Source organism: Mesorhizobium sp. M0615, from assembly GCF_040320805.1.
GTDB lineage: Bacteria > Pseudomonadota > Alphaproteobacteria > Rhizobiales > Rhizobiaceae > Mesorhizobium.
In genome coordinates, this window is sequence record NZ_JAMYQI010000005.1 from 170616 (window position 1) to 192749 (window position 22134).

At 63.5% G+C, this 22134-nt stretch carries 19 protein-coding genes; 11 read left to right on the plus strand and 8 right to left on the minus strand.

Annotated elements, in window-relative coordinates:
• The first annotated feature begins 186 nt into the window (after window positions 1-186).
• From NKI46_RS10380 to NKI46_RS10390, 3 genes are read left to right on the plus strand one after another with little or no spacing between them, the layout of a single operon-like run.
• Window positions 187-1134, plus strand: a complete 948-nt coding sequence (locus NKI46_RS10380) for an ABC transporter permease (protein ID WP_352746052.1) — start codon at window positions 187-189, stop codon at window positions 1132-1134.
• Complete coding sequence (locus tag NKI46_RS10385; RefSeq protein WP_352746055.1) at window positions 1131-2000, plus strand: ABC transporter permease; 870 nt, start codon at window positions 1131-1133, stop codon at window positions 1998-2000. Before NKI46_RS10380 ends, NKI46_RS10385 begins: the two co-directional genes overlap by 4 nt.
• A complete protein-coding gene (locus NKI46_RS10390) occupies window positions 1997-3619 on the plus strand; it encodes an ABC transporter ATP-binding protein (RefSeq protein WP_352746057.1) in 1623 nt (540 codons plus the stop codon). Before NKI46_RS10385 ends, NKI46_RS10390 begins: the two co-directional genes overlap by 4 nt.
• A 115-nt stretch (window positions 3620-3734) precedes the next feature.
• Here the strand turns inward: NKI46_RS10390 and NKI46_RS10395 are convergent, their stop codons facing one another.
• Window positions 3735-4166, minus strand: a complete 432-nt coding sequence (locus NKI46_RS10395; protein WP_023700308.1) for a TerB family tellurite resistance protein — start codon at window positions 4164-4166, stop codon at window positions 3735-3737.
• A gap of 195 nt (window positions 4167-4361) precedes the next feature.
• On the opposite strand from NKI46_RS10395, the gene NKI46_RS10400 reads away from it, so the two are divergent.
• Together NKI46_RS10400 and NKI46_RS10405 are read left to right on the plus strand one after the other, a co-directional pair.
• Complete coding sequence (locus tag NKI46_RS10400) at window positions 4362-5147, plus strand: TSUP family transporter (RefSeq protein WP_352545365.1); 786 nt, start codon at window positions 4362-4364, stop codon at window positions 5145-5147.
• Window positions 5148-5199: 52 nt separating this feature from the next.
• A complete protein-coding gene (locus tag NKI46_RS10405) occupies window positions 5200-5370 on the plus strand; it encodes a hypothetical protein (protein ID WP_023670429.1) in 171 nt (56 codons plus the stop codon).
• 150 nt (window positions 5371-5520) lie between these two features.
• Here the strand turns inward: NKI46_RS10405 and NKI46_RS10410 are convergent, their stop codons facing one another.
• Both NKI46_RS10410 and NKI46_RS10415 read right to left on the minus strand, forming a co-directional pair.
• Window positions 5521-6996 (minus strand): cobyric acid synthase, encoded by a 1476-nt coding sequence (locus NKI46_RS10410; protein WP_352746061.1) that lies wholly within the window; start codon window positions 6994-6996, stop codon window positions 5521-5523.
• A gap of 2 nt (window positions 6997-6998) precedes the next feature.
• Window positions 6999-7607, minus strand: a complete 609-nt coding sequence (locus NKI46_RS10415) for a dimethylsulfonioproprionate lyase family protein (RefSeq protein WP_023744728.1) — start codon at window positions 7605-7607, stop codon at window positions 6999-7001.
• 148 nt (window positions 7608-7755) lie between these two features.
• On the opposite strand from NKI46_RS10415, the gene NKI46_RS10420 reads away from it, so the two are divergent.
• From NKI46_RS10420 to mmsB, 3 genes are all read left to right on the plus strand, one after another.
• A complete protein-coding gene (locus NKI46_RS10420) occupies window positions 7756-8925 on the plus strand; it encodes an isobutyryl-CoA dehydrogenase (RefSeq protein WP_023688138.1) in 1170 nt (389 codons plus the stop codon).
• Window positions 8926-8974: 49 nt separating this feature from the next.
• Window positions 8975-9343, plus strand: coding sequence for a four helix bundle protein (locus NKI46_RS10425; protein ID WP_023691031.1), 369 nt, complete (start codon window positions 8975-8977; stop codon window positions 9341-9343).
• Window positions 9344-9441: 98 nt separating this feature from the next.
• Entirely contained in the window at window positions 9442-10326 is an 885-nt protein-coding gene (gene mmsB, locus NKI46_RS10430) for a 3-hydroxyisobutyrate dehydrogenase (RefSeq protein ID WP_023739078.1), read from the plus strand.
• Window positions 10327-10751: 425 nt separating this feature from the next.
• Here mmsB and NKI46_RS10435 read toward each other — a convergent pair whose 3' ends face one another.
• The 5 genes from NKI46_RS10435 to NKI46_RS10455 all read right to left on the minus strand — a co-directional run bounded on the left by NKI46_RS10435 (window position 10752) and on the right by NKI46_RS10455 (window position 16986).
• On the minus strand, window positions 10752-12131 hold the full coding sequence (locus NKI46_RS10435) for an aspartate aminotransferase family protein (protein ID WP_023739079.1): 1380 nt from the start codon (window positions 12129-12131) through the stop codon (window positions 10752-10754).
• Window positions 12132-12183: 52 nt separating this feature from the next.
• The gene (locus tag NKI46_RS10440; RefSeq protein ID WP_023670422.1) at window positions 12184-12306 is read right to left on the minus strand and encodes a hypothetical protein; all 123 of its coding nucleotides are present in this window, start codon (window positions 12304-12306) and stop codon (window positions 12184-12186) included.
• 32 nt (window positions 12307-12338) lie between these two features.
• Window positions 12339-14408 carry a prolyl oligopeptidase family serine peptidase gene (locus tag NKI46_RS10445; RefSeq protein WP_023739080.1) on the minus strand — a complete coding sequence of 690 codons (2070 nt, stop codon included), beginning with the start codon at window positions 14406-14408 and terminating at the stop codon, window positions 12339-12341.
• Window positions 14409-14505: 97 nt separating this feature from the next.
• Window positions 14506-15663: an MFS transporter gene (locus NKI46_RS10450; RefSeq protein ID WP_352746066.1), complete on the minus strand. Its 1158-nt coding sequence runs from the start codon at window positions 15661-15663 to the stop codon at window positions 14506-14508.
• Window positions 15664-15810: 147 nt separating this feature from the next.
• A complete protein-coding gene (locus NKI46_RS10455) occupies window positions 15811-16986 on the minus strand; it encodes an MFS transporter (RefSeq protein ID WP_023739081.1) in 1176 nt (391 codons plus the stop codon).
• Between the two features lie 271 nt (window positions 16987-17257).
• Here NKI46_RS10455 and NKI46_RS10460 point away from each other — a divergent pair, with 271 nt between their 5' ends.
• The 3 genes from NKI46_RS10460 (at window position 17258) to NKI46_RS10470 (ending at window position 22050) form a co-directional block, all read left to right on the plus strand.
• A complete protein-coding gene (locus NKI46_RS10460) occupies window positions 17258-18835 on the plus strand; it encodes a trimethylamine methyltransferase family protein (protein ID WP_023739082.1) in 1578 nt (525 codons plus the stop codon).
• A gap of 161 nt (window positions 18836-18996) precedes the next feature.
• Window positions 18997-19461 carry an endonuclease domain-containing protein gene (locus NKI46_RS10465; protein ID WP_156929759.1) on the plus strand — a complete coding sequence of 155 codons (465 nt, stop codon included), beginning with the start codon at window positions 18997-18999 and terminating at the stop codon, window positions 19459-19461.
• 18 nt (window positions 19462-19479) lie between these two features.
• Window positions 19480-22050, plus strand: coding sequence for a GcvT family protein (locus NKI46_RS10470; RefSeq protein ID WP_023739084.1), 2571 nt, complete (start codon window positions 19480-19482; stop codon window positions 22048-22050).
• The last annotated feature ends 84 nt before the right edge of the window (window positions 22051-22134 follow it).

Here is a 22134-nt window from a genome sequence, read left to right on the forward strand (position 1 = left end):
CGCAAGGGGGGAGATCGGGCTATCATCTCCGCTTTCGCCTATCGCGAACGTTGAACGCTGGTCGACGACACGGAAACTGCTGATCTTCCCCCTTGCGGGGGAGATGTCCGGCAGGACAGAGGGGGGTGTGACAGAACGCTGCCTTTGCTCAGTCATCGCACTTGGCAACGCACCATTCCCTCCACCATGACCGCCTACCTCCTCAAACGCCTCGCCATAGCCATCGCAACCTTGATCCTGGCCTCGATGGTTGTTTTCGCTGTGCTCGAAATCCTGCCCGGCGACCCGGCGCGGCTGATGCTGGGCCTCAACGCCAGCGCCGAGCAGGTCGAACTCCTGCGCAACCAGATGGGCCTCGACGCGCCGCTTCTCCTGCGCTACCTTCATTGGGTCGGCGGTCTGCTCAGCCTCGATTTCGGCCGCTCCTACACTTATTCAGTGCCGGTCATCGACCTTGTCCGCGAGCGCATGGCGGTTTCCCTGCCGCTGGCGCTGATCGCGCTGGCGCTGTCCACCAACATTGCCATCCCGGTCGGGCTCTATTCCGCCAGCCGGCGCGGGCGGGCCGGTGACACGATTGCCATGGGCGCCGCCCAACTCGGCGTCGCCATCCCGAACTTCTGGTTCGCGCTGATGCTGATCTACCTCTTTGCCGTCTGGTTGCGGCTGGTGCCGGCCGGCGGCTTTCCCGGCTGGAGCGCCGGCGCCTGGCCGGCGCTGAAATCGCTGCTGCTGCCGGCCATCGCCCTCGCTCTGCCGCAGGCGGCGATCCTGGCGCGCGTTGCCCGCTCCGCGCTGCTCGAGGTGCTGAACGAGGATTATATCCGCACCGCCCGCGCCAAGGGCCTGCCCTATCGCGCCGTACTATGGCGGCACGCGCTGCGCAACGCGATGATCCCGGTTCTGACCATTCTGGGCCTGCAATTCGCCTTCCTGCTCGCCGGCACCATCATCATCGAGAACGTCTTTTATCTGCCTGGTCTGGGACGGCTGGTGTTCCAGGCGATCACTCAGCGTGACCTGATCGTGGTGGAAAGCATCGTCATGCTGCTGGTCGTCGCCGTCATTGCCGTCAACCTCGTCGTCGACGTCTCCTACGCCATCGTCGATCCGCGCCTTCGAGGCCGGCAATGACGCTGCACATCGACATCCCGCAGGAGACGTTGGGCAGCATTCTGGCCAAGGCCTTCCGCAACCGCTCCTTCCTCATCGGCTGCGCCATCACGGTGCTGGTGGCTGCAATAGCGGTCATCTCCTACGTCTGGACGCCCTACGACGTGACCAAACTGGTGATCTCGGACAAGACGCTCGCGCCCTCTGCGGCGCACTGGTTCGGCACCGATCATTTCGGCCGCGACATCCTGTCGATGATCATGGTCGGCGCCCGCAACTCGATCGCCGTGGCGCTGGTCGCGGTCGGCATCGGCATGGGCGTCGGCGTGCCGCTCGGCGCCTTCGCCGCGGCGCGCGGCGGGTTCGTCGACGAGGCGCTGATGCGGCTGAACGACCTTGTCTTCGCCTTCCCGGCGCTTTTGTCGGCGATCATGATCACCGCCATCTTCGGACCGGGCGCCATCAACGCCATCATCGCCATAGGCATCTTCAACATCCCGGTGTTTGCGCGCGTCGCCCGCGCCGGCGCGCTGGCGATCTGGCCACGCGAGTTCATTCTCGCCGCGCGCGCCGCCGGCAAGAGCAAGACGCAGATTACAATCGAGCACGTGCTGCCCAACATCGCCACGCTGCTTCTGGTGCAAGGCACCATCCAGTTCGCGCTCGGCATTTTGGCCGAAGCCGGTCTCTCCTATGTCGGCCTCGGCGCCCAGCCGCCAATGCCGAGCTGGGGCCGCATGCTGTTCGACGCCCAGACGCGCATGGTGGTGGCGCCGTGGATGGCCATCTTCCCCGGCATGGCCATTGTCGTCACCGTGCTTGGGCTCAATCTGCTCGGCGACGGCATCGCCGACATACTCGACCCGAAATCGCGGCGACAGCGATGAGCCTGCTGCAGATCGAGAACCTGTCGCTGGCGATCGGCGACACGTCGATCCTCAAAGGGGTCGACCTCTCCGTCGCGCCCGGCGAGGTGATGGGCCTGGTCGGCGAATCCGGCTCGGGCAAATCGATGACGGCGCTGACCATCATGCAGCTTCTGCCGCATGCTGCGCGCGCCACCGGCTGCGTGACCTTCGACGGCATCGACATCCTCGCGGCCAAAGAGGACCAGATGTGCGCGTTGCGCGGCGATGACATCGGCATGGTGTTCCAGGAGCCCATGACGGCGCTGAACCCGGTCAAGACCATCGGCGAGCAGGTCGCTGAAGGCATACGCTGGCACACCAGGGCAAGCCGCGCGGAAGCCGAAGACCGGGCGCGCAAAATGCTCGACCGCGTCGGCCTGCCCGAGGCCAAATTCCCGCTGTCGCGCTATCCGCACGAACTGTCGGGCGGCCAGCGCCAGCGCGTCGTCATCGCCATTGCCTGCGCACTGAAACCCAAGCTGCTCATCGCCGACGAGCCGACCACGGCGCTCGACGTGGTGCTGCAGGCGCAGATCCTCGACCTCTTGCGCGGCCTTGTCAGCGAAAACCGCATGGGCCTGCTTCTGATCTCGCACGATCTCGCCGTCGTCACCGAAATGGCCGACCACATCACCATCCTGCGTCATGGCGAGGTGATGGAAGCCGGCGACACCGCACGCACGCTGTCTGAACAGCTGCATCCCTATACGCGCCAGCTGGCGCTTGCCTCCATGCATGTGCCGGCCCGCGCCAAGGTTCACGCCAACGGATCGGCCAAGCCGCTGCTTGAGGTCGAAGGCGTGACCCGCGACTATCCCGGGCGGCGTACATCCCTGTTCAAACCCGCTCCCCCGATCCGCGCTGTCGACGACGTCTCCTTGTCGCTGGCGCCGGGCCAATCGGTGGCGCTGGTCGGCCGCTCCGGCTGCGGCAAGTCAACGCTTGCCCGCATGATCCTGGCGCTCGACAAATCGACCTCGGGAACGATCCGCTTTCGCGGCGAGACCATCACCGGCAAAAGCGAGGCGGAGCTCAAAGCCGCGCGGCGCGACATGCAGGTGGTGTTCCAGGATCCCTACGGCTCTTTCGATCCGCGCCAGAAGGTCGTAAAACTGGTCGCCGAGCCGCTGCATGTACTGGAGACGAAGCCGACACCGGCTGAGCGGCGCGAGATGGTGGCGCACGCACTGCACGAGGTCGGCCTCGGTACCAGCGACATGGACAAATATCCGCATGAGTTTTCCGGCGGCCAGCGCCAGCGCCTGTCGATCGCCCGCGCCATCATCACCAGGCCGAAGCTGGTCGTCGCCGACGAGCCGGTCTCGGCGCTCGACGTCTCGATCCGCGCCCAGATCCTCGATCTGTTCGCAGAGCTCAACCAGAAGCTCGGCATCGGCTATCTCTTCATCACCCACGATTTGACCGTCGCCCGCGCCATCACCGATGAGGTGCTGGTCATGCATGACGGCAGGATCGTCGAGCGCGGCAAGACCGGTGACGTGCTCGATCATCCGCAGTCGGAGGCGGCCAGGGCGCTGGTCGCGGCTGCGCCCGATCTGCATCGGGCGATCGCTCACCGTATGCAGGAACAGGGGTGAGTGACCGGTTCGCGCAGCGAATTCATCGTGCCAGTGGCACGATGAAAGGTCACGAACGCTGGGACGCTGCGAAGCAGCGGGGACCCGGCTGGGCGGCCGTTGCCCCTGGTCTGCCTCACTCCTCCGGCTTCACCACATCGACCGGGCTGATGTCGAGCAAATCGAGCGTGCGGCGCAACAGCCGCACTTCGCTCTCGGCCAGTTTGGAATCGGCTTTGGCGATCTCCGCCATGTGGAGCGCCAGCAACTTGCGCCGTTCGACATCGAGATCGCGGAACAGCGCCATGGCTTGCGAACCGTTGGTCTCGTAGCCGAAATCATTGAGATATTCGATGACCGCGTCGATGCTGCTTTCCGGGATGCCGAAGGCGTCCTTGCAGATGCGCCGGAAGGCGACCATCTCGCTCTCCGAAACCGAGCCGTCGGCCAGGATCATGCGAAACAGCATCAAGAGTTCCGCCGACAGCACCGGGTCGTCGGCAACCTTGCGCACGCCGGGGTCACCATCGAAGATCGAGCGTATCTGGTCGAGCAATGCCATCGCCAACAGTATCCCTTTTCCGAGTCCGCCCAGTGCACATGACCCAAAATTGCCCAGCGGTATTGGGATAATGACATGCACCACAGGAAATCCAAGCGCAACGCGCTTGGATGGACGTAGCGCGGAATCGGCCTTGCGCAAACCAGATGGCCATGAGAAGGCGCGGCATCACCTTTCCCGCCGGAATGTTCAGAAATCCCGATGCTCGACCTCGCTACCCACACCGTCATCATGCTTGCCTTGGCCGCCTTTGCAGCCGGCTTTGTCGATTCGATAGCCGGCGGCGGCGGGCTGATCACCATCCCGGCCCTGCTGCTTGCCGGATTCCCGCCGGTCGCAGCACTTGGAACCAACAAGCTGCAGGGCATTTTCGGCACCGCTTCGGCGACCATCCACTATGCCAGGAATGGCCATGTCGATCTGCGTCGACAGCTGCCATCGGCGCTTCTGGCCCTTGCCGGCAGTGCCGTCGGCGCCTTGCTGGCGGCATTCGTGCCGGGTGATCTCCTGCGGGCGCTGCTGCCGCTGCTTTTGATCGCCATCGCGATCTACTTCGCCGTGAAACCCAACATGAACGATGTCGACCGCGCCGAGCGCCTGTCGCCCTTCCTGTTCGGGCTGATCATCGCCCCTTTGGTCGGCTTCTATGACGGGCTGTTCGGGCCGGGAGCCGGCTCCTTCTATATGCTGGCCTTCGTCAGCCTTGCCGGCTTCGGCGTGCTCAAGGCGACGGCACACACCAAGCTGCTCAATTTCGCCTCCAACATCGGCGGCTTCATCGTCTTTGCGGTCGCCGGCGTCGTCTACTGGAAGATCGGGCTGATGATGGGCGTCGCCCAGTTCCTCGGCGCCCGGCTCGGCGCCAGCCTTGCCATCCGCATCGGCGCCCGGCTGATCAAGCCGCTGCTGGTGATCATCTGCCTGGCTCTGGCGGTGAAGCTGCTGGCCGACCCGGCGAACCCATTGCGCCAGCTGATTGGTGTATAAGCCTCACGCCTGATAGAGTGCCGTTGTACGAATCATGTTGGAGGGACCACACATGAATCTTAGTGCACCCACTCAGCTTGTTTTCATCATATCCCTTGTCATCGCCATCATCGGCGTGCTCGCCGCGCTTGGCGTTCTTGCGTTCATTCCTCTGGCTGCGGTGTGGATTGTCCTCATCGCATACATCGTGCTTGCCGCCGCCTGCCTGATGCGCGGCGCCTAGGCGCCCGCGACTTCTGCAATTCGAAGCGCCCGGTCAAAAGCCGGGCGCTTTTGCTTTGGATGCATGGTCCGTTAGGCTCTTCCGCGCGGAAGGATGACAATGAAGCAAAGCGGACGCGCAGACCCGAGGATGACGAAACGGTGGACGGCCCTACCTCGCTAACCCAAAAATCGCATCGCAATCGAGATGGCGCTCCAGTTCGGCTGCGATCTCGTCCAGAGCGTTTTCCACCTCCGCCCGATAGTCGACGCCGCCGCCTTTCACGCCGAGGCTTTCCAGGAATCTCGCCCGGAAAGCGTCGGCGGAAAACAGGCCGTGCAGATAGCTGCCAAAAACCTTGCCATCGGCGGAAATGGCACCGTCGTCGATGCCGTTGATCACAGCCGACGGCCGCGCCATGTCCGGCCCGGTGGTGCGGCCGAGATGAATTTCGTAGCCCTCGAGCGCCAGGCCGAACGGCACTGAGCGGGCGCTGACATTGCGCACCGTCTTTTCCGGCTCCATCACCGTCTCGATGTCGAGCAGGCCGAGTCCCTCGGCCTCGGTGACGCTGCCCTCGATGCGATCGGGATCGCGCACCAGGCGGCCGAGCATCTGGAAGCCGCCGCAAATGCCGACGATATGGCCGCCGCGTTTGCGGTGCGCGAGGAGATCGCGATCCCAGCCATTCTCGCGGAATTTCATGAGATCCCCGATCGTCGATTTGGAACCGGGAATGACCACCAGGCCGGCATCCTCCGGCAAGCGCTGCCCCGGCGGCACGAACACCACTTCGACCTGCGGCTCGGCCTTGAGCGGGTCGAGGTCGTCGAAATTGGCGATGCGGCCAAGCATCGGCACGGCGACCTTCAACGCCCGCTTCTCGCCCGATGCCAGGCGTTCGAGCACGACCGAATCCTCCGAAGGCAATCGCGCCGCCGCCTTCAGCCACGGCACGACGCCAAAGCAGCGCCAGCCGGTGAAGCTTTCGATCGACCGGATGCCGTCGTCGAACAGCGAGACATCCCCGCGGAACTTATTGATGAGGTAGCCGACGATCATGCGCCTGTCTTCCTCCGGCAGGATCAGATGCGTGCCGGCGACCGAAGCGATGACGCCACCGCGGTCGATGTCGCCGATCAGGATGACCGGCACGTCGGCGCGCGTGGCAAAGCCCATATTGGCGATGTCGCGGCTGCGCAGGTTGATTTCGGCCGGCGATCCGGCGCCCTCGACGACGACCAGATCGGCGCCCTCACCGACCTTCGTCCAGGACTCCAGCACGGCGTCCATCAGCCCCGCTTTCATTGTCTGGTAGTCGCGCGCTCGCGCCTCGCCGAACACCTTGCCTTGCACGATCACCTGCGAACCGATGTCGCTCTGGGGTTTGAGCAGCACCGGATTCATATGCACGGTCGGCTGAACACCACATGCCAGCGCTTGCAGCCATTGCCCACGGCCAATCTCGCCGCCGCCGGGGCGGTTGTCGCCCGGAATGTCGGCGACGGCGGCATTGTTCGACATGTTCTGCGGCTTGAACGGCCTGACTTTCAGCCCGCGATTCCTGGCCGCGCGGCAGAGCCCCGCCACCAGCACCGTCTTGCCGACATCCGAACCCGTGCCTTGCAGCATGATCGCCTTGGCCATGCTCAGCCCCTGCCCTGCGCGCCGGAAACGGTCGACTTCTGCGACAGCGGCCCGCCGCGCCAGATGTAGAGCGCCAGCAACGGTTCGCTGCCGGTGCGCATGGCATGGCTGACATTGGAGGCGTGATGGATAATTTCGCCCGCCTGGCGGGTGTGAAAGCCGCCTTCGCCCATGCGCCACTCGGTGCCGCCGGTCAGCGGAATGTAGATCTCCTCGGCAATGTGATGATGGTCGGGATAGGTGATGCCGGGTCCCAGGATCAGCAATCCGGCCGCGACCTCTTCATTGGCGAAATGGCCGCGCGTGCCAAACACCTCCAGCCAGCCGTATTTTTGCAAGAACGCTTCACCAAAATCGCTCGCGTTGTAGGTCTGCCCCCAGCACAGATCGTCACGACGCTCCGCCAGCAGTTGCACCAGAGGCTGCGGGTCCGGCGGCGCCAGTTCGACAATGCGGTCGAGCAGACCAAGGCAAGGCAGCGGATGCGCTTCGAGCACGCGCGCCGTCATATTCCAGCCGATCCGGGTCACGGCGTCCCGCACCAGCGCGTTGTCCACGCCCCGGAGATAGGCATGGAAGCGGTCGAGCAATTCGTCGAAATATGTCGGCACGCAATGCTCCGTTGCTCCATTCATGCACAGCGGCTGCGCGGCGAGCCGGGTTGCGCGGCGGCATCATTGGTCTAGATTGAGCGGCGCGCAAAGCCAAAAACAACAGGCCAGCAAGCCAACCCCAGCTGGGGAACACAGGGAGCACGCCATGGACGCCGCGGTCGATGCGAGCACCAGCCAGTTCGAGCTCAACGAGGAACAGCGCGCCATCCAGGAGATGGCACAGGCCTTCGCCGCCGATCGCGTTGCGCCCAATGCGCTCGAATGGGACCGGGCAAGACACTTTCCCGCCGATGTAATCCGCGAGACCGGCCCGCTCGGCCTCGGCGGCATCTATGTCAGGGACGATGTCGGCGGCTCGGCGCTCGGCCGGCTCGACGCCGTGCTGATCTTCGAGGCACTGTCGCACGCCGATCCGGCGTTTTCCTCCTTCATCTCGATCCACAATATGGCGGCGTCGATGATCGACCGCTTCGGCGACGACGAGCAGCGCCAACGCTTCCTGCCGAAGCTGACCTCGATGGAATGGCTGGCGAGCTACTGCCTTACCGAGCCGGGTTCAGGTTCGGATGCCGCGGCGCTGAAGACGCGCGCGGTGAAGAACGGCAACGACTATGTGCTTAACGGCGCCAAGCAGTTCATCTCCGGGGCCGGCGACAGCGACCTCTATGTTGTCATGGCGCGCACCGGCGCCGACGGGCCGAAGGGCATTTCCACCTTCGTCGTGCCGAAGGATGCGCCCGGCCTCTCCTTCGGCGCCAACGAGCACAAGATGGGCTGGCACATGCAGTCGACCCGCCAGGTGATCTTCGAGGACTGCAAGGTGCCGGCTGCAAACCTGCTGTCGGGGGAAGGCGCAGGTTTCGGCATCGCCATGGCCGGCCTTGACGGCGGCCGCCTCAACATCGCTGCCTGTTCGCTCGGCGGCGCGCAATCTGCGCTCGACAAGGCGCTGTCCTATACCGCCGAGCGCAAGGCTTTCGGCTCGAAGATCAACCAGTTCCAGGCGCTGCAGTTCAGGTTGGCCGACATGGAGACCGAATTGCAGGCAGCGCGGATCTTTCTCTACGCCGCCGCCTCGAAACTCGACCGCAAGGCGTCGGATGCCGGCAAATGGTCGGCCATGGCCAAGCGCTTCGTCACCGACATCGGCTTCAACGTCGCCAACGAGGCGCTGCAGCTGCATGGCGGTTATGGCTATCTTCATGATTACGGTATCGAAAAACTGGTGCGCGACCTGCGCGTCCACCAGATCCTCGAAGGCACCAACGAGATCATGCGCGTCATCATCGCGCGGGCGTTGATTGGACGGCAGTAGGCAGTAGGCAGTAGGCAGTAGGCAGTAGGCAGTAGGCAGTAGGCAAAGGATGACCGGCAAGATCAACTCGTACAAGGATCTTATCGTATGGCAGCAGGCGATGGATCTGGCTGTCAGCACCTACTCATTGACCAAGACATGGCCCAAAGAGGAATTGTATGGGCTGACCAGCCAAATCCGCCGTTCAGCAACCTCTATCCCTGCAAACATCGCGGAAGGCTATGGCCGAGACAACCGAGGCTCCTATCAGCAATTTCTCAGGATAGCCCAAGGCTCGCTGAAGGAGTTCGAGACACACCTCCAAATCGCTCAACGCATTGGCGTTGCCACGCATGGGCAAGCTGAGCACCTGCTTCTGGCGGCCGAGGCCATCGGAAAGATGCTTCGCCAACTTATTATCAAACTCGCACCCGAATAGGTCGCCCTACTGCCTACTGCCTACTGCCTACTGCCTACTGCCTACTGCCTACTGCCTACTGCCTACTGCCTACTGCCTACTCATCATGGAGCACCGCTATGACCACCATCGCCTTCATTGGTCTCGGCAATATGGGCAACCCGATGGCTGCCAATCTCGTCAACGCGGGGCACGCGGTGCACGGCTTTGACCTGATGCCGGAAAACCTCACCGTCGCCCGCGAGCATGGCGTCATTGTCATGGCGAATGCCGTGGCGGCGGTGAAGGACGCCGATGTCGTGATCACCATGCTTCCCGCCGGCAAGCACGTGCTCTCGGTCTACGAGGACATCGCACCCAAGGCCAAACCAGGCGCCCTGTTCATTGATTCCTCGACCATCGATGTCGAGTCGGCCCGCAAGGCGCATGCCGTAGCAAGGAAGCACGGGCTGCATTCGATCGACGCCCCCGTCTCCGGCGGCACCGGCGGTGCTGCTGCGGGAACGCTGACCTTCATGGCCGGCGGCGCCAAGGATGCCTTCGCCAAGGCCGAACCGGTCCTGAAGCCGATGGCAGGCCGCATCGTCCATTGCGGTGACGACGGCGCCGGTCAGGCAGCCAAAATCTGCAACAACATGATGCTCGGCATTTCGATGATCGGCGTCGCAGAGGCCTTCGTGCTGGCCGAAAAGCTCGGCCTCTCGCATCAGGCCCTGTTCGACGTTGCCTCGACCTCGTCGGGCCAGTGCTGGTCGCTGACCACCTACTGCCCGGTGCCGGGTCCCGTGCCGGCCTCACCCGCCAACCGCGACTACAAACCGGGCTTTGCCGCGGCACTCATGCTGAAGGACCTGAAACTGGCGCAGGAAGCCGCCCAAAGCGCCGGCGCGGTGACGCCGATGGGGGCCGAAGCGGCCCAGCTTTATGCGCTGTTCAACGCCCAGGGAAATGGCGGCGACGATTTTTCCGGCATCATAAATTTCCTTCGCGGCAGTTCTCTATAAGTTTCGAATTTGGCAGCGCTTTTCTCGATTTTTATTGCGCGGAAAAATTGCAAATTTAGATTTGCTTAAGCTCTCGATAACCCGGCGGTAACGATGTGCCTATATAACGGATGGCGAGGCGGACACATCGCATCCGCCCGGCGCTCCGGATCAGGTCTCGCGTACCGGAGCCCGTAAGTTTCGCAAGTGTATTGTTGGCGAAATGCCATGCGTATCTGGCAAAGCCGCGTTCCGATGGAGCGCGGTTTTTTGCGTTTTGCAGTCCTATACTGTTCGGTCTGAATTATATTCCGATTGCAGCGTTCGGAATTGCCTGATGGTCTTCATTGACCAGCACGATCGGTGCGCTGACCCCTTCGACCCTGACGATAAGCAGGCGCACAGTCCGGGCGCCCTGATTGCAAGGCGTCCGGCTGTCGTTCCATCTACTTCTTGCGCAAATCCGCTTGCGCCAGATCCAGCGCTTTGGCGATGCGATCGCAAGCCATGTCGATCGTCGCGCGGGTCCAGATCAGCGGCGGCGACAGGATCATCGTGTCGCCGGTGGCGCGCAGCATCAGGCCTTGCGCGATGGCGTGGTCGCGGACGGTGACGGCGGCACTGCCCGCCGGCAGGAAGCGCTCCTTGGTCGCCTTGTCCTTGACGATCTCGACCGCGCCCATCAGCCCGATCGATCGCACCTCGCCGACCAGTTCGTGGCCGGCAATGCGCTCCTGCAGCGCCTGGGCGAAGTAAGGTCCAGTGTCGTTCCTGACCCTGTCGACCAGGCCTTCTCGCTCCATGATCTCGAGATTCTTCAGCGCCACCGCGCAGGCCACCGGGTGACCCGAATAGGTATAGCCGTGGTAGAATTCGCCGCCCTTTTCGACCAGCGTCGCCGCGATACGGTCGCCGACCAGCAGCGCCGACAGCGGCTGATAGCCCGAGGTCAGTGCCTTGGCCGTGGTGATGGTGTCGGCCTCGACGCCGAAGGTCTGCGCCGCAAACCATTCGCCGGTGCGGCCATAGCCGGTGATGACCTCGTCCAGCATCAAAAGCACATCGTATTTGCGGCAGATGCGCTGCACTTCCGGCCAATAGCTCATCGGCGGTATTTTCACCCCGCCCGCGCCCATCACCGGCTCGCCGATGAAGGCCGCCACCTTGTCGGCACCGGCTTCGAGGATGGCGTCCTCGACGGCCTTGGCCGCGCGCAGGCCGAAATCATGGTCGCTTTCGCCAGGCAGCGCCAACTCATAAGCATAGGGCATCATGACATGGACGATGTTGGGAACCGCCCCGCCGAGCTGCTTGTGCATCAAATCCATGCCGCCCAGCGACGTCCCGGCGACGGTCGAGCCGTGATAGGCCGACTTGCGCGAGATGATGCGGTTCTTCTCCGGCTTGCCTTCCAGCACCCAATAGTGGCGCACGAGCCGCAGCGCCGTGTCGTTGGCCTCCGAGCCGGAGGAGCCGTAGAAAACCTGGGCGATGCCCTTGGGCGCCAGCTCGGCCAGCTTCTTCGACAGCAGCACGGGCGTCGGCGTCGAGCATTTGAAGAAGGAATTGTAGTAGGGCAATTCCTTCATCTGCGCGTAAGCGGCGTCGGCCAGCTCGTCGCGGCCATAGCCGACATTGACGCACCACAGCCCGGCCATGCCGTCGAGTATTTCGGTGCCGTCGGCATCGTAGATGAACGGGCCGTTGGCGTGGGTGATGATGCGCGAGCCGGTCTCGCGCAATTCCTTGTGGTCGGTGAAGGGATGCAGATGATGCGCGGCATCAATCTGCTGAAGCTGCTTCAGCGAATAGTTCTGGTAAGTCATGGGTTTGCTCTTTCCTCTGGAATCAAACCGGCAAGCTGCCGGGGCGACTTCGTCAGAGGACGGCGGGCGGCGAATAGCCGATGCGGGCGCACAGCCTGAGCAGTTCGGCGCGCAGCGTGCGCGGCGACGGTGTCACCGCGACCCCGAAGGCGCCGGATGTGCTCATGTAGACCATGGCGGCAGTCTATGCCGCCCGAGGCCCGGAATTCAAGCGGTGCCGCTCAATACCCTTTGCAGGAACACGTATTTCATGGCGGTTTGCGCCGCTTGCGGCCGGCGGTCGCCGCGACCGCCATGGCCGCCTTCCGTCTCCTCGAAGAACAACGTCTTGCCGTGACCTGCTTCCTGCAGCTTCGCCGCCATCTTGCGGGCGTGGCCGGGATGGACGCGGTCGTCGGCGGTCGATGTCGTGAGCAGCACCGGGGGATAGACGGCATCGGCCGAGACATGATGGTACGGCGAATAGGCGGCGAGCCACTTGGCTTCTTCCGGTTTTGCCGGATCGCCATATTCGCCGATCCACGAGGCGCCTGGCGGCAGTTCGGTGTAGCGCAGCATGTCGAGCAGCGGCACCTCGATGATGACGGCGCCGAACAGTTCGGGATGCTGCGTCAGGGAAACGCCGGTAAGCAGGCCGCCATTCGAGCCGCCCTGGATGCCGAGGGAAGCAGCCGTGGCTATGCCGCGCCTGACGACGTCCTGCGCCACCGCGGCGAAATCGTCGAAGGCAGTCTGGCGATTGCCCTTCAGCGCGGCCTGATGCCAGGCCGGCCCGAACTCGCCGCCACCGCGGATGCAGGCCTGCACATAGGCGTTGCCCTTTTCCAGCCACAGCCTGCCGCGCACGCCGGCATAGCCGGGCAGCAGCGGTATTTCGAAGCCGCCATAGCCGTAGAGCAGCGTCGGCACCGGACCCTTCTGGTCGCGCCGCCTGACGACGAAATACGGGACCATTGTGCCGTCCTTCGAGCGCGCCTCGAACTGTTCGGAGACCAGCGGCGCGGCGTCGAACCGAGCCGGCTGCGATTTCACGGTGGCCAGCGTCGCCCCGTTATCATCCGACCAGATGATCGAACTCGGCGTCAGGAAATCGGTGAAGGAGAAGGAGACGCTGGAACCGAAATGCTCGGCATGCGCGATGCCGACATTGCCGTTCTCGGGCAGCGCCACCGGCTTCAGCGACCAGCGGTCGCCGCTGCGCTCGGCGACAACGACCTTGCCGCGCACATTGTCCATCAGATTGATGAACAGCCGGTCCTGAGTGCGGGCAATGCCGGCGACCGAAACACGGTGCGCTGGCGCGAGCATGGTTTCAACAGGGCCCAGGTCGCCGGTGTCGATCCAGTGTTCGAAATCGAAGGAATAGAGGCCGTCCGGCAAGCACTCAGTGCCGCCCGGCGCCGTCCATGGGCTGCGCACCCCGAACACCAACCGGCCCTTGAACAGGGTGCTGTCGGTGACATCGTCGGGCAACGGGATGCGGCGGTTTTCGCCCGACGGCAGGCGCAGAAAACTGTGCGAGGAGAAGAAGGCGATCGTGCGGGCCAGAAACAAATACTGCCTGTCGCCATCATGCTCGACCCCCGCGCCGGCCGCGAGATCCTGCTTCTCGGCCTCGAAGATCGGCGTCGCCTCCTCCAACCGGGTACCGCGCTTCCACAGCTTGACGACGCGCGGATAGCCGGACTGGGTCTTGTCGTCTTCATCGAAGGCAGCCGAGACAATGACCGTGTCCTTGTCCAGCCAGGAAAAACCGGATTTCGAGGCCGGAGCGCGGAAGCCGCCCTCGATGAATGATTTGGTCTCGATGTCGAATTCCCGCATCTCGCTGGCATCGCCGCCATCCGGCGACATCGCCACCAGGCAAAGGTTGAAATCGGGGTAAAGGCGGCTGGCGCCGCTGAACACCCACTTCACCCCCTCCTTGGCCGACAGCACGTCGAAGTCGATGATCGTCTCCCACACGGGCTTTTCGGTCTTGTAGGAGGCGACCGTCGTGCGGCGCCAGAGGCCGAGCACATTGGTCTTGTCCTGCCAGAAATTATAGACTTGGCCGTTGAGCGCGGCGCCCACAGCGATGTTGTCTTCGGCCGTCATCAGGTCGAGCGCCGTCTCGAACGCCGCCTGGTAGGACGGATCGCCCTGTAGTTCGGCCACGGTGATCTCGTTCTGGCGATGCACCCAGTCGAGCGATTCCTTGCTGGTCCGGTCCTCCAACCAGAGGAACTTGTCCTCCACGGTGGCATCCGTCTGGCGTTTTGTCGTCGATTGGGTCACGCATGGTCTCCAGGCTAGTGGCGGGCAGCCCTGCCTACATCGCGTTGCAAGCGGTTTTATTCAAGATGGTACGTCAGGTCATCGGGGGAATGCGGCCTCAAACCATCCGCCGGCGCAGGACCGTGGCCACAGCCAGTGCCAGACAAATCGTGCCCAGCGTGATCGGCAGGCCGGAGGCGCCGATCACATCCATGACGCCACCCGCCAGCGGCGGCACCACGATGCCGCCGACGCCCCACATCAGGGAGAAGGCGGCATTGCCGGCGACCAGCGCCGAGCCGGTAAAGCGGTCGCCGAGCTCGATGATCGACATGGTGTAGATGCCATAGGAGACCGCGCCCCAGATAAAGACGCAAGGCCAGATCAGCGGCGTCTCGATGAGCAGCGGCAACAGGGCGCAGCCCAGCACCGTCACCACGACGCAGATGAATCGCACCAGCCGCGCCGTCAGCCGTTCCGCCAGCAAGCCGAGCGGCACCTGCATGGCGATGTTGCCTGCGATCATCACCGACAGCAGCGCCGACATGCGCGCTTCCGCGATGCCATAGTGCGTGCTGTAGACCGGCAGCAGCGCCAGCACGCCCTGTTCGAAACCGGCGGCAACGACCACCGCCGACAGCAGTAGCCATGCCAGTGGCACGAAGCCCATGACCGAAACCCTGTGCCCGGCTTCGTCGACCTTCGGCAGTCGCGGCAGCACCAGCGCCAGGCAGGCGCCGCAGAAGATGAAGGCGGCGATCCCCACCAGGAATGGCGGCCATCCCACGGTGCCGACAGCGAGCAGGCAGAGCGGCCCGGCAGCGAAGCCGGCCGAGATGATGGTTGAATAGACACCCATGACGCGACCGCGGCGCGATGGCGGCGCCAGTGCAATGACCCAGATTTCGCTCAAGACATAGAGCGGATTGGTCACCACCCCGATCAAGAAGCGCAGAGGAAACCACAGATAGACATTCTGCGTCCAGCCGATCAGCGCAAGCACAATAGCCGAAAGCGCCGCGCAGGTAAGCGCGGTGCGCCCTGCCCCGAACCGGCGCGCCAGTGCCGGGATCAGCGGCGACGAGACAATGAAGCCGATCGGCGTCATTGCCGCCGAGAGCCCGATGATGGCCGGCGAAACGCCTTGGCGTTGCAGGATGAAGCTCAGCAGCGGATAGGACAGGCCTTGCGCGATGGCGAACACCGAGACGGTCGCGATCACGCCGCTGATCGCCGCCCACTGCATCTTCTCGTTGTCAGCTTCCGCCAGGTTCATCATTGGCACCTAAACCAGGTTCAGGACTAGCTTTTCTGTCCGACGCGGGTAACCCCCGTCCTGGGAAAAACCGTTTGCTCCAGACAAGGCCTGTCAGGAGTTTTTGGGCCTGTCAGGAGTTTTTGGCCTGTCAGGAGTTTTGGGCCGTCAGGAGTTTTGGCGCTTGAACGATCGATAGAGCGCGAAGCTCACCAGCAGCGCGTCGAGGCCGGCGATCACCACCGGCAGACCGAGCGGACCGATGGTCTGCATCAAGGCACCGGCGCCAGGCGGGCCGACAATGCCGCCGGCGCCCCACATCAATGCGAAGGCGGCGTTGCCGGCGACCAGCACGGTTCCCCTGAAGCGGCTGCCGAGCTCCACCAGCGCCATGGTGTAGACGCCGTAGCCGACAGCGCCCATGACGAGAAGGACGAGCCAGATCGCCGGCGTCGTGATCAGCAACGGCAGCAAAACCGCGCAGGTCGTTGTCGCCAACGCACAGAAGATGATCATCGCCCGCCCGCCGAAACGCTCGGCCAGCAGGCCGAGCGGGATTTGCAGGAAGATGTTTCCCAGCGACAGTGCCATCACCAGGGCCGCCAGCGTCCTTTCGGGCAGGCCATAGGCGGCACCGAAGACCGGCATCAAAGCGTAGGTGCCCTGCTGGACCGCCGCCGAAACCAGCACGGCAAACAACAGCGCCGGCGCCAGCCTGGCGAAACCGAAAAAGCCGCCGGGCAATTGGCAGTCATCCTCGAAGCCGGCGAGGCTTGACGAAACAGCACGAAGGATCGCGGCGCACAGGATGAAGCCGGCCATGCCGACCAGGAAAGGAACCCAGCCCGATATCCCTACCGCGGTCAGGACCAAAGGCCCCGCAGCATAGCCAGCGCCCAGCACGGTGTTGAATGCCCCCATCACCCTGCCGCGGCGCGACGGCGGCGCCAGCGACAGCGCCCATACTTCGCCCAGTATATAGAGCGGGTTGATGACGATACCGATGATGAAGCGGATGACGAACCAGCCCACCCAGTCCTGCAGGTAGCCGATGCCGAGGAAGCACAGCGCCCCAATCAATGAGCAACCCACAGCCAGGTTGCGCGCGCCGACCAGCCGAACGGCTGCCGGCACGAACGAGGCCGAAAGGATCAGACCAAGCGGCATCATCGCTGCCGACAAGCCGATCAGCGCCGGCGACATGCCTTGCTTCTGCATCAGCAGCGTAAACAGCGGCGAGCTCAGCCCTTGCGCCGCACCGAACATCGCGAGGGCGGCAGTTACGCCGGCAAGCGCTGCCCATTGCGTCCCTGCTTCGCCATCGCTCGAACCGGTCGCAGCCATGATGCCTTCCACATGAATTGCCGGCCCATCCAGCGGCAAACCACTGAGCTAGGGGTTCGATTTAGGGAAAGGAAGGGCCGCGCCTGAAATCCCCTTGCGCCAAGAGCCGCAGTGGGCGCGTCCTGTCCGCCAATCCCCGGCAATGTTGTCAGCTATCGGACTGCCGTTCGGGCATGTCGCTTCCCTCGTCCTAGTGGTCGCCGCCTCCGCAATGGTCGGACAGCCGCCGGTCCATTATGCCGCCCGCTACCAGCATCGTACGAGGACCATCATGACCGCCGCCCTGCATCCAGCCGAACCGCCTTTGGCAACCGACCGTGCCCGTCGCGGTGGCCGTGCGGGCAAGCGCGCCGGCGGCTCGGCCGCCTTCGAACAGCCGGCTTTTCGGCAACTGAGAAATCCGCTAACGCCGACCAAGCTGGTCTCTGACGACGAGCTGGAATCGATCCACCTCGCCTCGCTGCGCGTCTTGAGGGAAATAGGCGTCGACGTACTGCATGACGAAGCGCGCCGCATCATGAAGGAAAATGGCGCTGATGTCCGCGAGGGCAGCGAGCGCGTGCGCTTCGACAGCGACATGATCCTCGATCTCATCTCCAACTGCCCGTCGGAATTCACGCTCCATGCCCGCAACCCGGCGCACAATGCGCGCTTCGGCGGCAACAATGTGATCCTGTCGATGATGGCGTCGGCACCGAACTGCTCCGACCTCGATCGCGGCCGCCGTCCGGGCAACCAGCAGGACTACCGCAACTTCCTGCGCCTGGCACAGATGCACAACATCCTGAACTGCACCGGCGGCTATCCGGTCGAGCCGACCGACATCCACCCGTCGGTGCGCCACCTCGAATGCATCCGCGACCTCGCCACGCTGACCGACAAGGTGTTCCACATCTATTCGCTCGGCAAGGAGCGCAATGTCGACGGCATCGAGATCGCCAGGATCGCCCGCGGCATCAGCCATGAGCAGATGCTCGAAGAGCCGTCCGTCTTCACCATCATCAACACCAACTCGCCGCTGAAACTGGATGTGCCGATGATGGAAGGCATCATCCAGATGTCGAGCAAGGGTCAGGTCGTCGTCATCACGCCCTTCACTCTGTCCGGCGCGATGGCGCCGGTGACCATCGCCGGTGCGCTGGTGCAGCAAAATGCCGAGGCGCTGTCCGGCATCGCCTTTGCCCAGATGGTGAGAAAGGGCGCGCCGGTTGGCTATGGCGGCTTCACCTCGAATGTCGACATGAAGTCAGGCTCGCCGGCCTTCGGCACGCCTGAATATATGAAGGCGCAGCTTGTCGGCGGCCAGCTTGCCCGCCGTTACAAGATCCCCTACCGCACCTCCAATACCTGCGCCGCCAACACCGTCGACGCGCAGGCAGCCTATGAAAGCGTGTTCTCGCTGTGGGGCGCCATCCAGGGCGGCGGCAATCTGATGATGCACGGCGCCGGCTGGCTCGAAGGCGGCCTGCGCTGTTCCTACGAGAAGACCATCCTGGACATCGACCTGTTGCAGATGGTGGCCGAGTTCCTCACCCCGCTCGACCTGTCCGACGAAGCGCTCGGCTTCGACGCCATCCAGTCGGTCGGCCCCGGCGGCCATTTCTTCGGCACCCAGCACACGCAGGACCGCTACAAGACAGCCTTCTACTCGCCCATCCTCTCCGACTGGCGCAATTTCGAGACCTGGGCCGAAGCCGGATCGCCGACCGCGCTGGAAAAGGCCAACAAGGTCTGGAAGGAGCGGCTGGCATCCTACGAGGAACCTTATATGGACCCGGCGATCCGCGAAGAGCTCAACGACTTCGTCGAAAAGCGCACGTCCGAAGGCGGCGCGCCGACCGATTTTTGATCAATGTTGTTGATGAACTGATTATTCGTATGGATCTGATGAACAGTCGACCCCCACTCCGTCGAGCGGCGCTCGACACCTCTCCCCCGATCGACGGGGGAGAGGAAAGGCGCGAAGTTATGCGGGCTGGCTCCCTTCCTCTCCCTCCGGAGGGGGGAGAGGTGGCGCCGGGAAGCGGCGACGGAGTGGGGGAAGGCGCTGGTCAAACCCGCAGTCGCCGCAACAATGGCACTACCCTGCGAGCCAGAAAACTTAGACAAGGTGACAATCAGGCCGAAGCTCTGCTTTGGCTTGAGTTGAAAGCCCGCAAACTTGGCGGCTACAAATTCACGCGACAGTTCTCTATCCGACCATACTTTGCAGACTTCGCCTGCCGCGAAAAATGGCTTGTCGTGGAAATCGACGGCCATCAACACGCCGGCAGCTCCTATGACTGTCGCCGTGACGATTTCATGCGCGCGCAAGGCTATTCGATCCTGCGTGTTTGGAACCATGACGTCCTGAACCATCGCACTTCCGTCTGCGAAACCATCCTTGCCGCGCTTGATGGCAGGTTGGCCGAGAACGTCGCTGCGGCCGACCTCCGCTTTGTTTTCACGCCCCGCCCATTCGATTCAATCTCTTAAAAAACGGACCTATCTCTCATGAAATCTCATGTAAAAGCGGTTGTCATTGGCGGCGGCGTCGTTGGCTGCTCGGTGCTCTATCACCTGGCCAAGGCCGGCTGGACCGACATCATGCTGATCGAGCGGTCCGAGCTCACCTCCGGCTCGTCCTGGCACGCAGCCGGCGGCTTCCACACGCTGAACGGCGATCCCAACGTCGCCAAGCTGCAGGCCTATACGGTGCAGCTCTACAAGGAGATCGAGGAAATCTCCGGCCAGTCCTGCTCGCTGCATCTGACCGGCGGCGTGATGATGGCCGATACGCCCGAGCGCATGGATTTTCTGCGCCTGGCCCACGCCAAGGGCCGCTATCTCGGCATGGACACCGAACTGATCACGCCCTCCGAAGCCAAGGCGATGTTCCCGCTGATGGACGAGACCAATTTCGTCGGCGCCATGTGGGATCCGGTCGAAGGCCATCTCGATCCCTCCGGCACGACGATCGCCTACTCCAAAGCGGCCAAGAAGCTGGGCGCCGAGATCGTGCTGCGCAACCGCGTCGTCGAACTGACGCAGGAAGTTGACGGCACCTGGAACGTCGTCACCGAACAGGGCACCGTCCACGCCGAGCATGTCGTCAACTGCGGCGGCCTGTGGGCGCGCGAGATCGGCCGCATGGTCGGCGTCGAACTGCCGGTGCTGGCCATGGAGCACATGTACCTGCTCACCGAGCCGATGCCCGAGGTCGAAGAGTTCAACAAATCGACCGGCCGCGAGATGATCGGCGTGCTTGACTTCAAGGGCGAGATCTACACCCGACAAGAGCGCAACGGCATCCTGCTCGGCACCTATGAAAAGGCCTGCAAGCCATGGTCGCCGGTCAACACGCCGTGGGATTTCGGCCATGAACTGCTGCCGCCCGACCTCGACCGCATCGCGCCGTCGCTGGAGATCGGCTTCAAGCATTTCCCCGGCATCGAGAAAGCCGGCATCAAGCAGATCATCAACGGCCCCTTCACCTTCGCGCTCGACGGAAATCCGCTGGTCGGGCCGGTGCAGGGCCTGACCAATTTCTGGTGCGCCTGCGCCGTCATGGCCGGCTTCAGCCAGGGCGGCGGCGTCGGCCTCGCGCTGTCCAACTGGATGGTGCATGGCGATCCCGGCTTCGACGTCTGGGGCATGGATGTCGCCCGCTTCGGCGAGTGGGCCGGCCTGCGCTACACCAACGCAAAGGTGCGCGAAAACTATTCGCGCCGCTTCTCCATCCGCTTCCCCAATGAAGAGCTGCCGGCTGCGCGCCCTGCACAAACCACCCCGCTCTATGACACGATGCTCGCCAACAACGCCGTCATGGGCGATAGCTGGGGCCTGGAGACCCCGCTGTGGTTCGCGCCGAAGGGCAAGGAGCCGAAGGACGTCGTCTCCTTCCACCGCTCAAACGATTTCGGTCCTATCGGCGAGGAAGTGCGCGCCACGCGCGAACGCGTCGGCGTCACCGAAATCGCCAACTTCGCCAAATACGAAGTGTCGGGACCTGCGGCTGAGGATTTCCTCAACCGGCTGATGACCAACCGCATGCCGAAGATCGGCCGCATCGTGCTGACGCCGATGATCAACGAATTCGGCAAGCTGATCGGCGACTTCACCATCGCCAAGGCAGGCGAAGACAGATTTATGATCTGGGGTTCGTCCGCCGCGCAGAAGTACCACATGCGCTGGTTCGAGAAGCATCTGCCGAAGGATGGTTCGGTGCGCATCCACCGCTTCGATCAGACGCTCGTCGGCCTGTCGATCGCCGGTCCGAAATCGCGCGACCTCTTGCAGAAGCTGGTCGATGTCGACATCTCGACCAAGGCGTTTCGCTTCATGGATTTCCGCGAAATGGCGGTCGGCGGCGCGCCCTGCATGGTCAACCGCATCACCTATACCGGCGATCTCGGCTATGAAATCTGGATGGCGCCGGCCTATGAGCGTCTGGTCTACAAGGCGATCAAGGACGCCGGCGAGGAGTTCGGCCTCGTCGATTTCGGCATGCGCGCTTTGCTCTCCATGCGCCTGGAGAAGAACTTCCCGACCTGGTACCGCGAGTTGCGCCCGATCTACGGCCCGTTCGAAGGCGCGATGGACCGTTTCATCAAGCTGGAGAAGAACGACTTCATCGGCCGCGAAGCCGCCGCCAAGGAACAGGCGGAAGGGCCGAAACTGCGCCGTGTCTCCTTCATCGTCGATGCGGCCGACGCCGATGTCATGGGCGACGAGCCGATCTGGGCCAAGGTCGGCAAGGACTATGGCACGGTGGAAAAGCCGCATGGCTATGGCGCGCCACGCTTCGATACGGCAGGCAAGGACGTGCGTGGCTCAAAGGCTGCCGAAGGAGCTTCCGCCGTGCGCGGCATCGTCGACCGCGACTGGCGCGTGGTCGGCTGGGTCACCTCGGGCGGTTATGCGCACTATGTGCAGAAGTCGATGGCGCAGGGCTATGTGCCGGCGGCACTCGCCGAGGACGAAAGTGCCGGACTGTTCGAGATCGAGATCCTCGGCCACCGGCGTCCGGCGCGCATCAATGTCGAGGCGCCCTTCGACCCCAGCGGCGAGAAGATGCGGACCTGAAAAGGCGACAGGGAGCGTGAGATCGTGTAAGGGGCCTTCGGCAGTTGGCCGCAGGCATTTTCCCTCAATGAGAAGACGATCCCC

Bases quoted from the DNA above. Each gene is read 5' to 3' on its own strand.
- NKI46_RS10380 (WP_352746052.1), top strand. From the start codon at position 187: ATGACCGCCTACCTCCTCAAACGCCTCGCCATAGCCATCGCAACCTTG.
- NKI46_RS10385 (WP_352746055.1), top strand. From the start codon at position 1,131: ATGACGCTGCACATCGACATCCCGCAGGAGACGTTGGGCAGCATTCTG.
- NKI46_RS10390 (WP_352746057.1), top strand. From the start codon at position 1,997: ATGAGCCTGCTGCAGATCGAGAACCTGTCGCTGGCGATCGGCGACACG.
- NKI46_RS10400 (WP_352545365.1), top strand. From the start codon at position 4,362: ATGCTCGACCTCGCTACCCACACCGTCATCATGCTTGCCTTGGCCGCC.
- NKI46_RS10405 (WP_023670429.1), top strand. From the start codon at position 5,200: ATGAATCTTAGTGCACCCACTCAGCTTGTTTTCATCATATCCCTTGTC.
- NKI46_RS10410 (WP_352746061.1), bottom strand. From the start codon at position 6,996: ATGGCCAAGGCGATCATGCTGCAAGGCACGGGTTCGGATGTCGGCAAG.
- NKI46_RS10420 (WP_023688138.1), top strand. From the start codon at position 7,756: ATGGACGCCGCGGTCGATGCGAGCACCAGCCAGTTCGAGCTCAACGAG.
- NKI46_RS10425 (WP_023691031.1), top strand. From the start codon at position 8,975: ATGACCGGCAAGATCAACTCGTACAAGGATCTTATCGTATGGCAGCAG.
- mmsB (WP_023739078.1), top strand. From the start codon at position 9,442: ATGACCACCATCGCCTTCATTGGTCTCGGCAATATGGGCAACCCGATG.
- NKI46_RS10435 (WP_023739079.1), bottom strand. From the start codon at position 12,131: ATGACTTACCAGAACTATTCGCTGAAGCAGCTTCAGCAGATTGATGCC.
- NKI46_RS10440 (WP_023670422.1), bottom strand. From the start codon at position 12,306: ATGGTCTACATGAGCACATCCGGCGCCTTCGGGGTCGCGGTGACACCG.
- NKI46_RS10450 (WP_352746066.1), bottom strand. From the start codon at position 15,663: ATGAACCTGGCGGAAGCTGACAACGAGAAGATGCAGTGGGCGGCGATC.
- NKI46_RS10455 (WP_023739081.1), bottom strand. From the start codon at position 16,986: ATGGCTGCGACCGGTTCGAGCGATGGCGAAGCAGGGACGCAATGGGCA.
- NKI46_RS10460 (WP_023739082.1), top strand. From the start codon at position 17,258: ATGACCGCCGCCCTGCATCCAGCCGAACCGCCTTTGGCAACCGACCGT.
- NKI46_RS10470 (WP_023739084.1), top strand. From the start codon at position 19,480: ATGAAATCTCATGTAAAAGCGGTTGTCATTGGCGGCGGCGTCGTTGGC.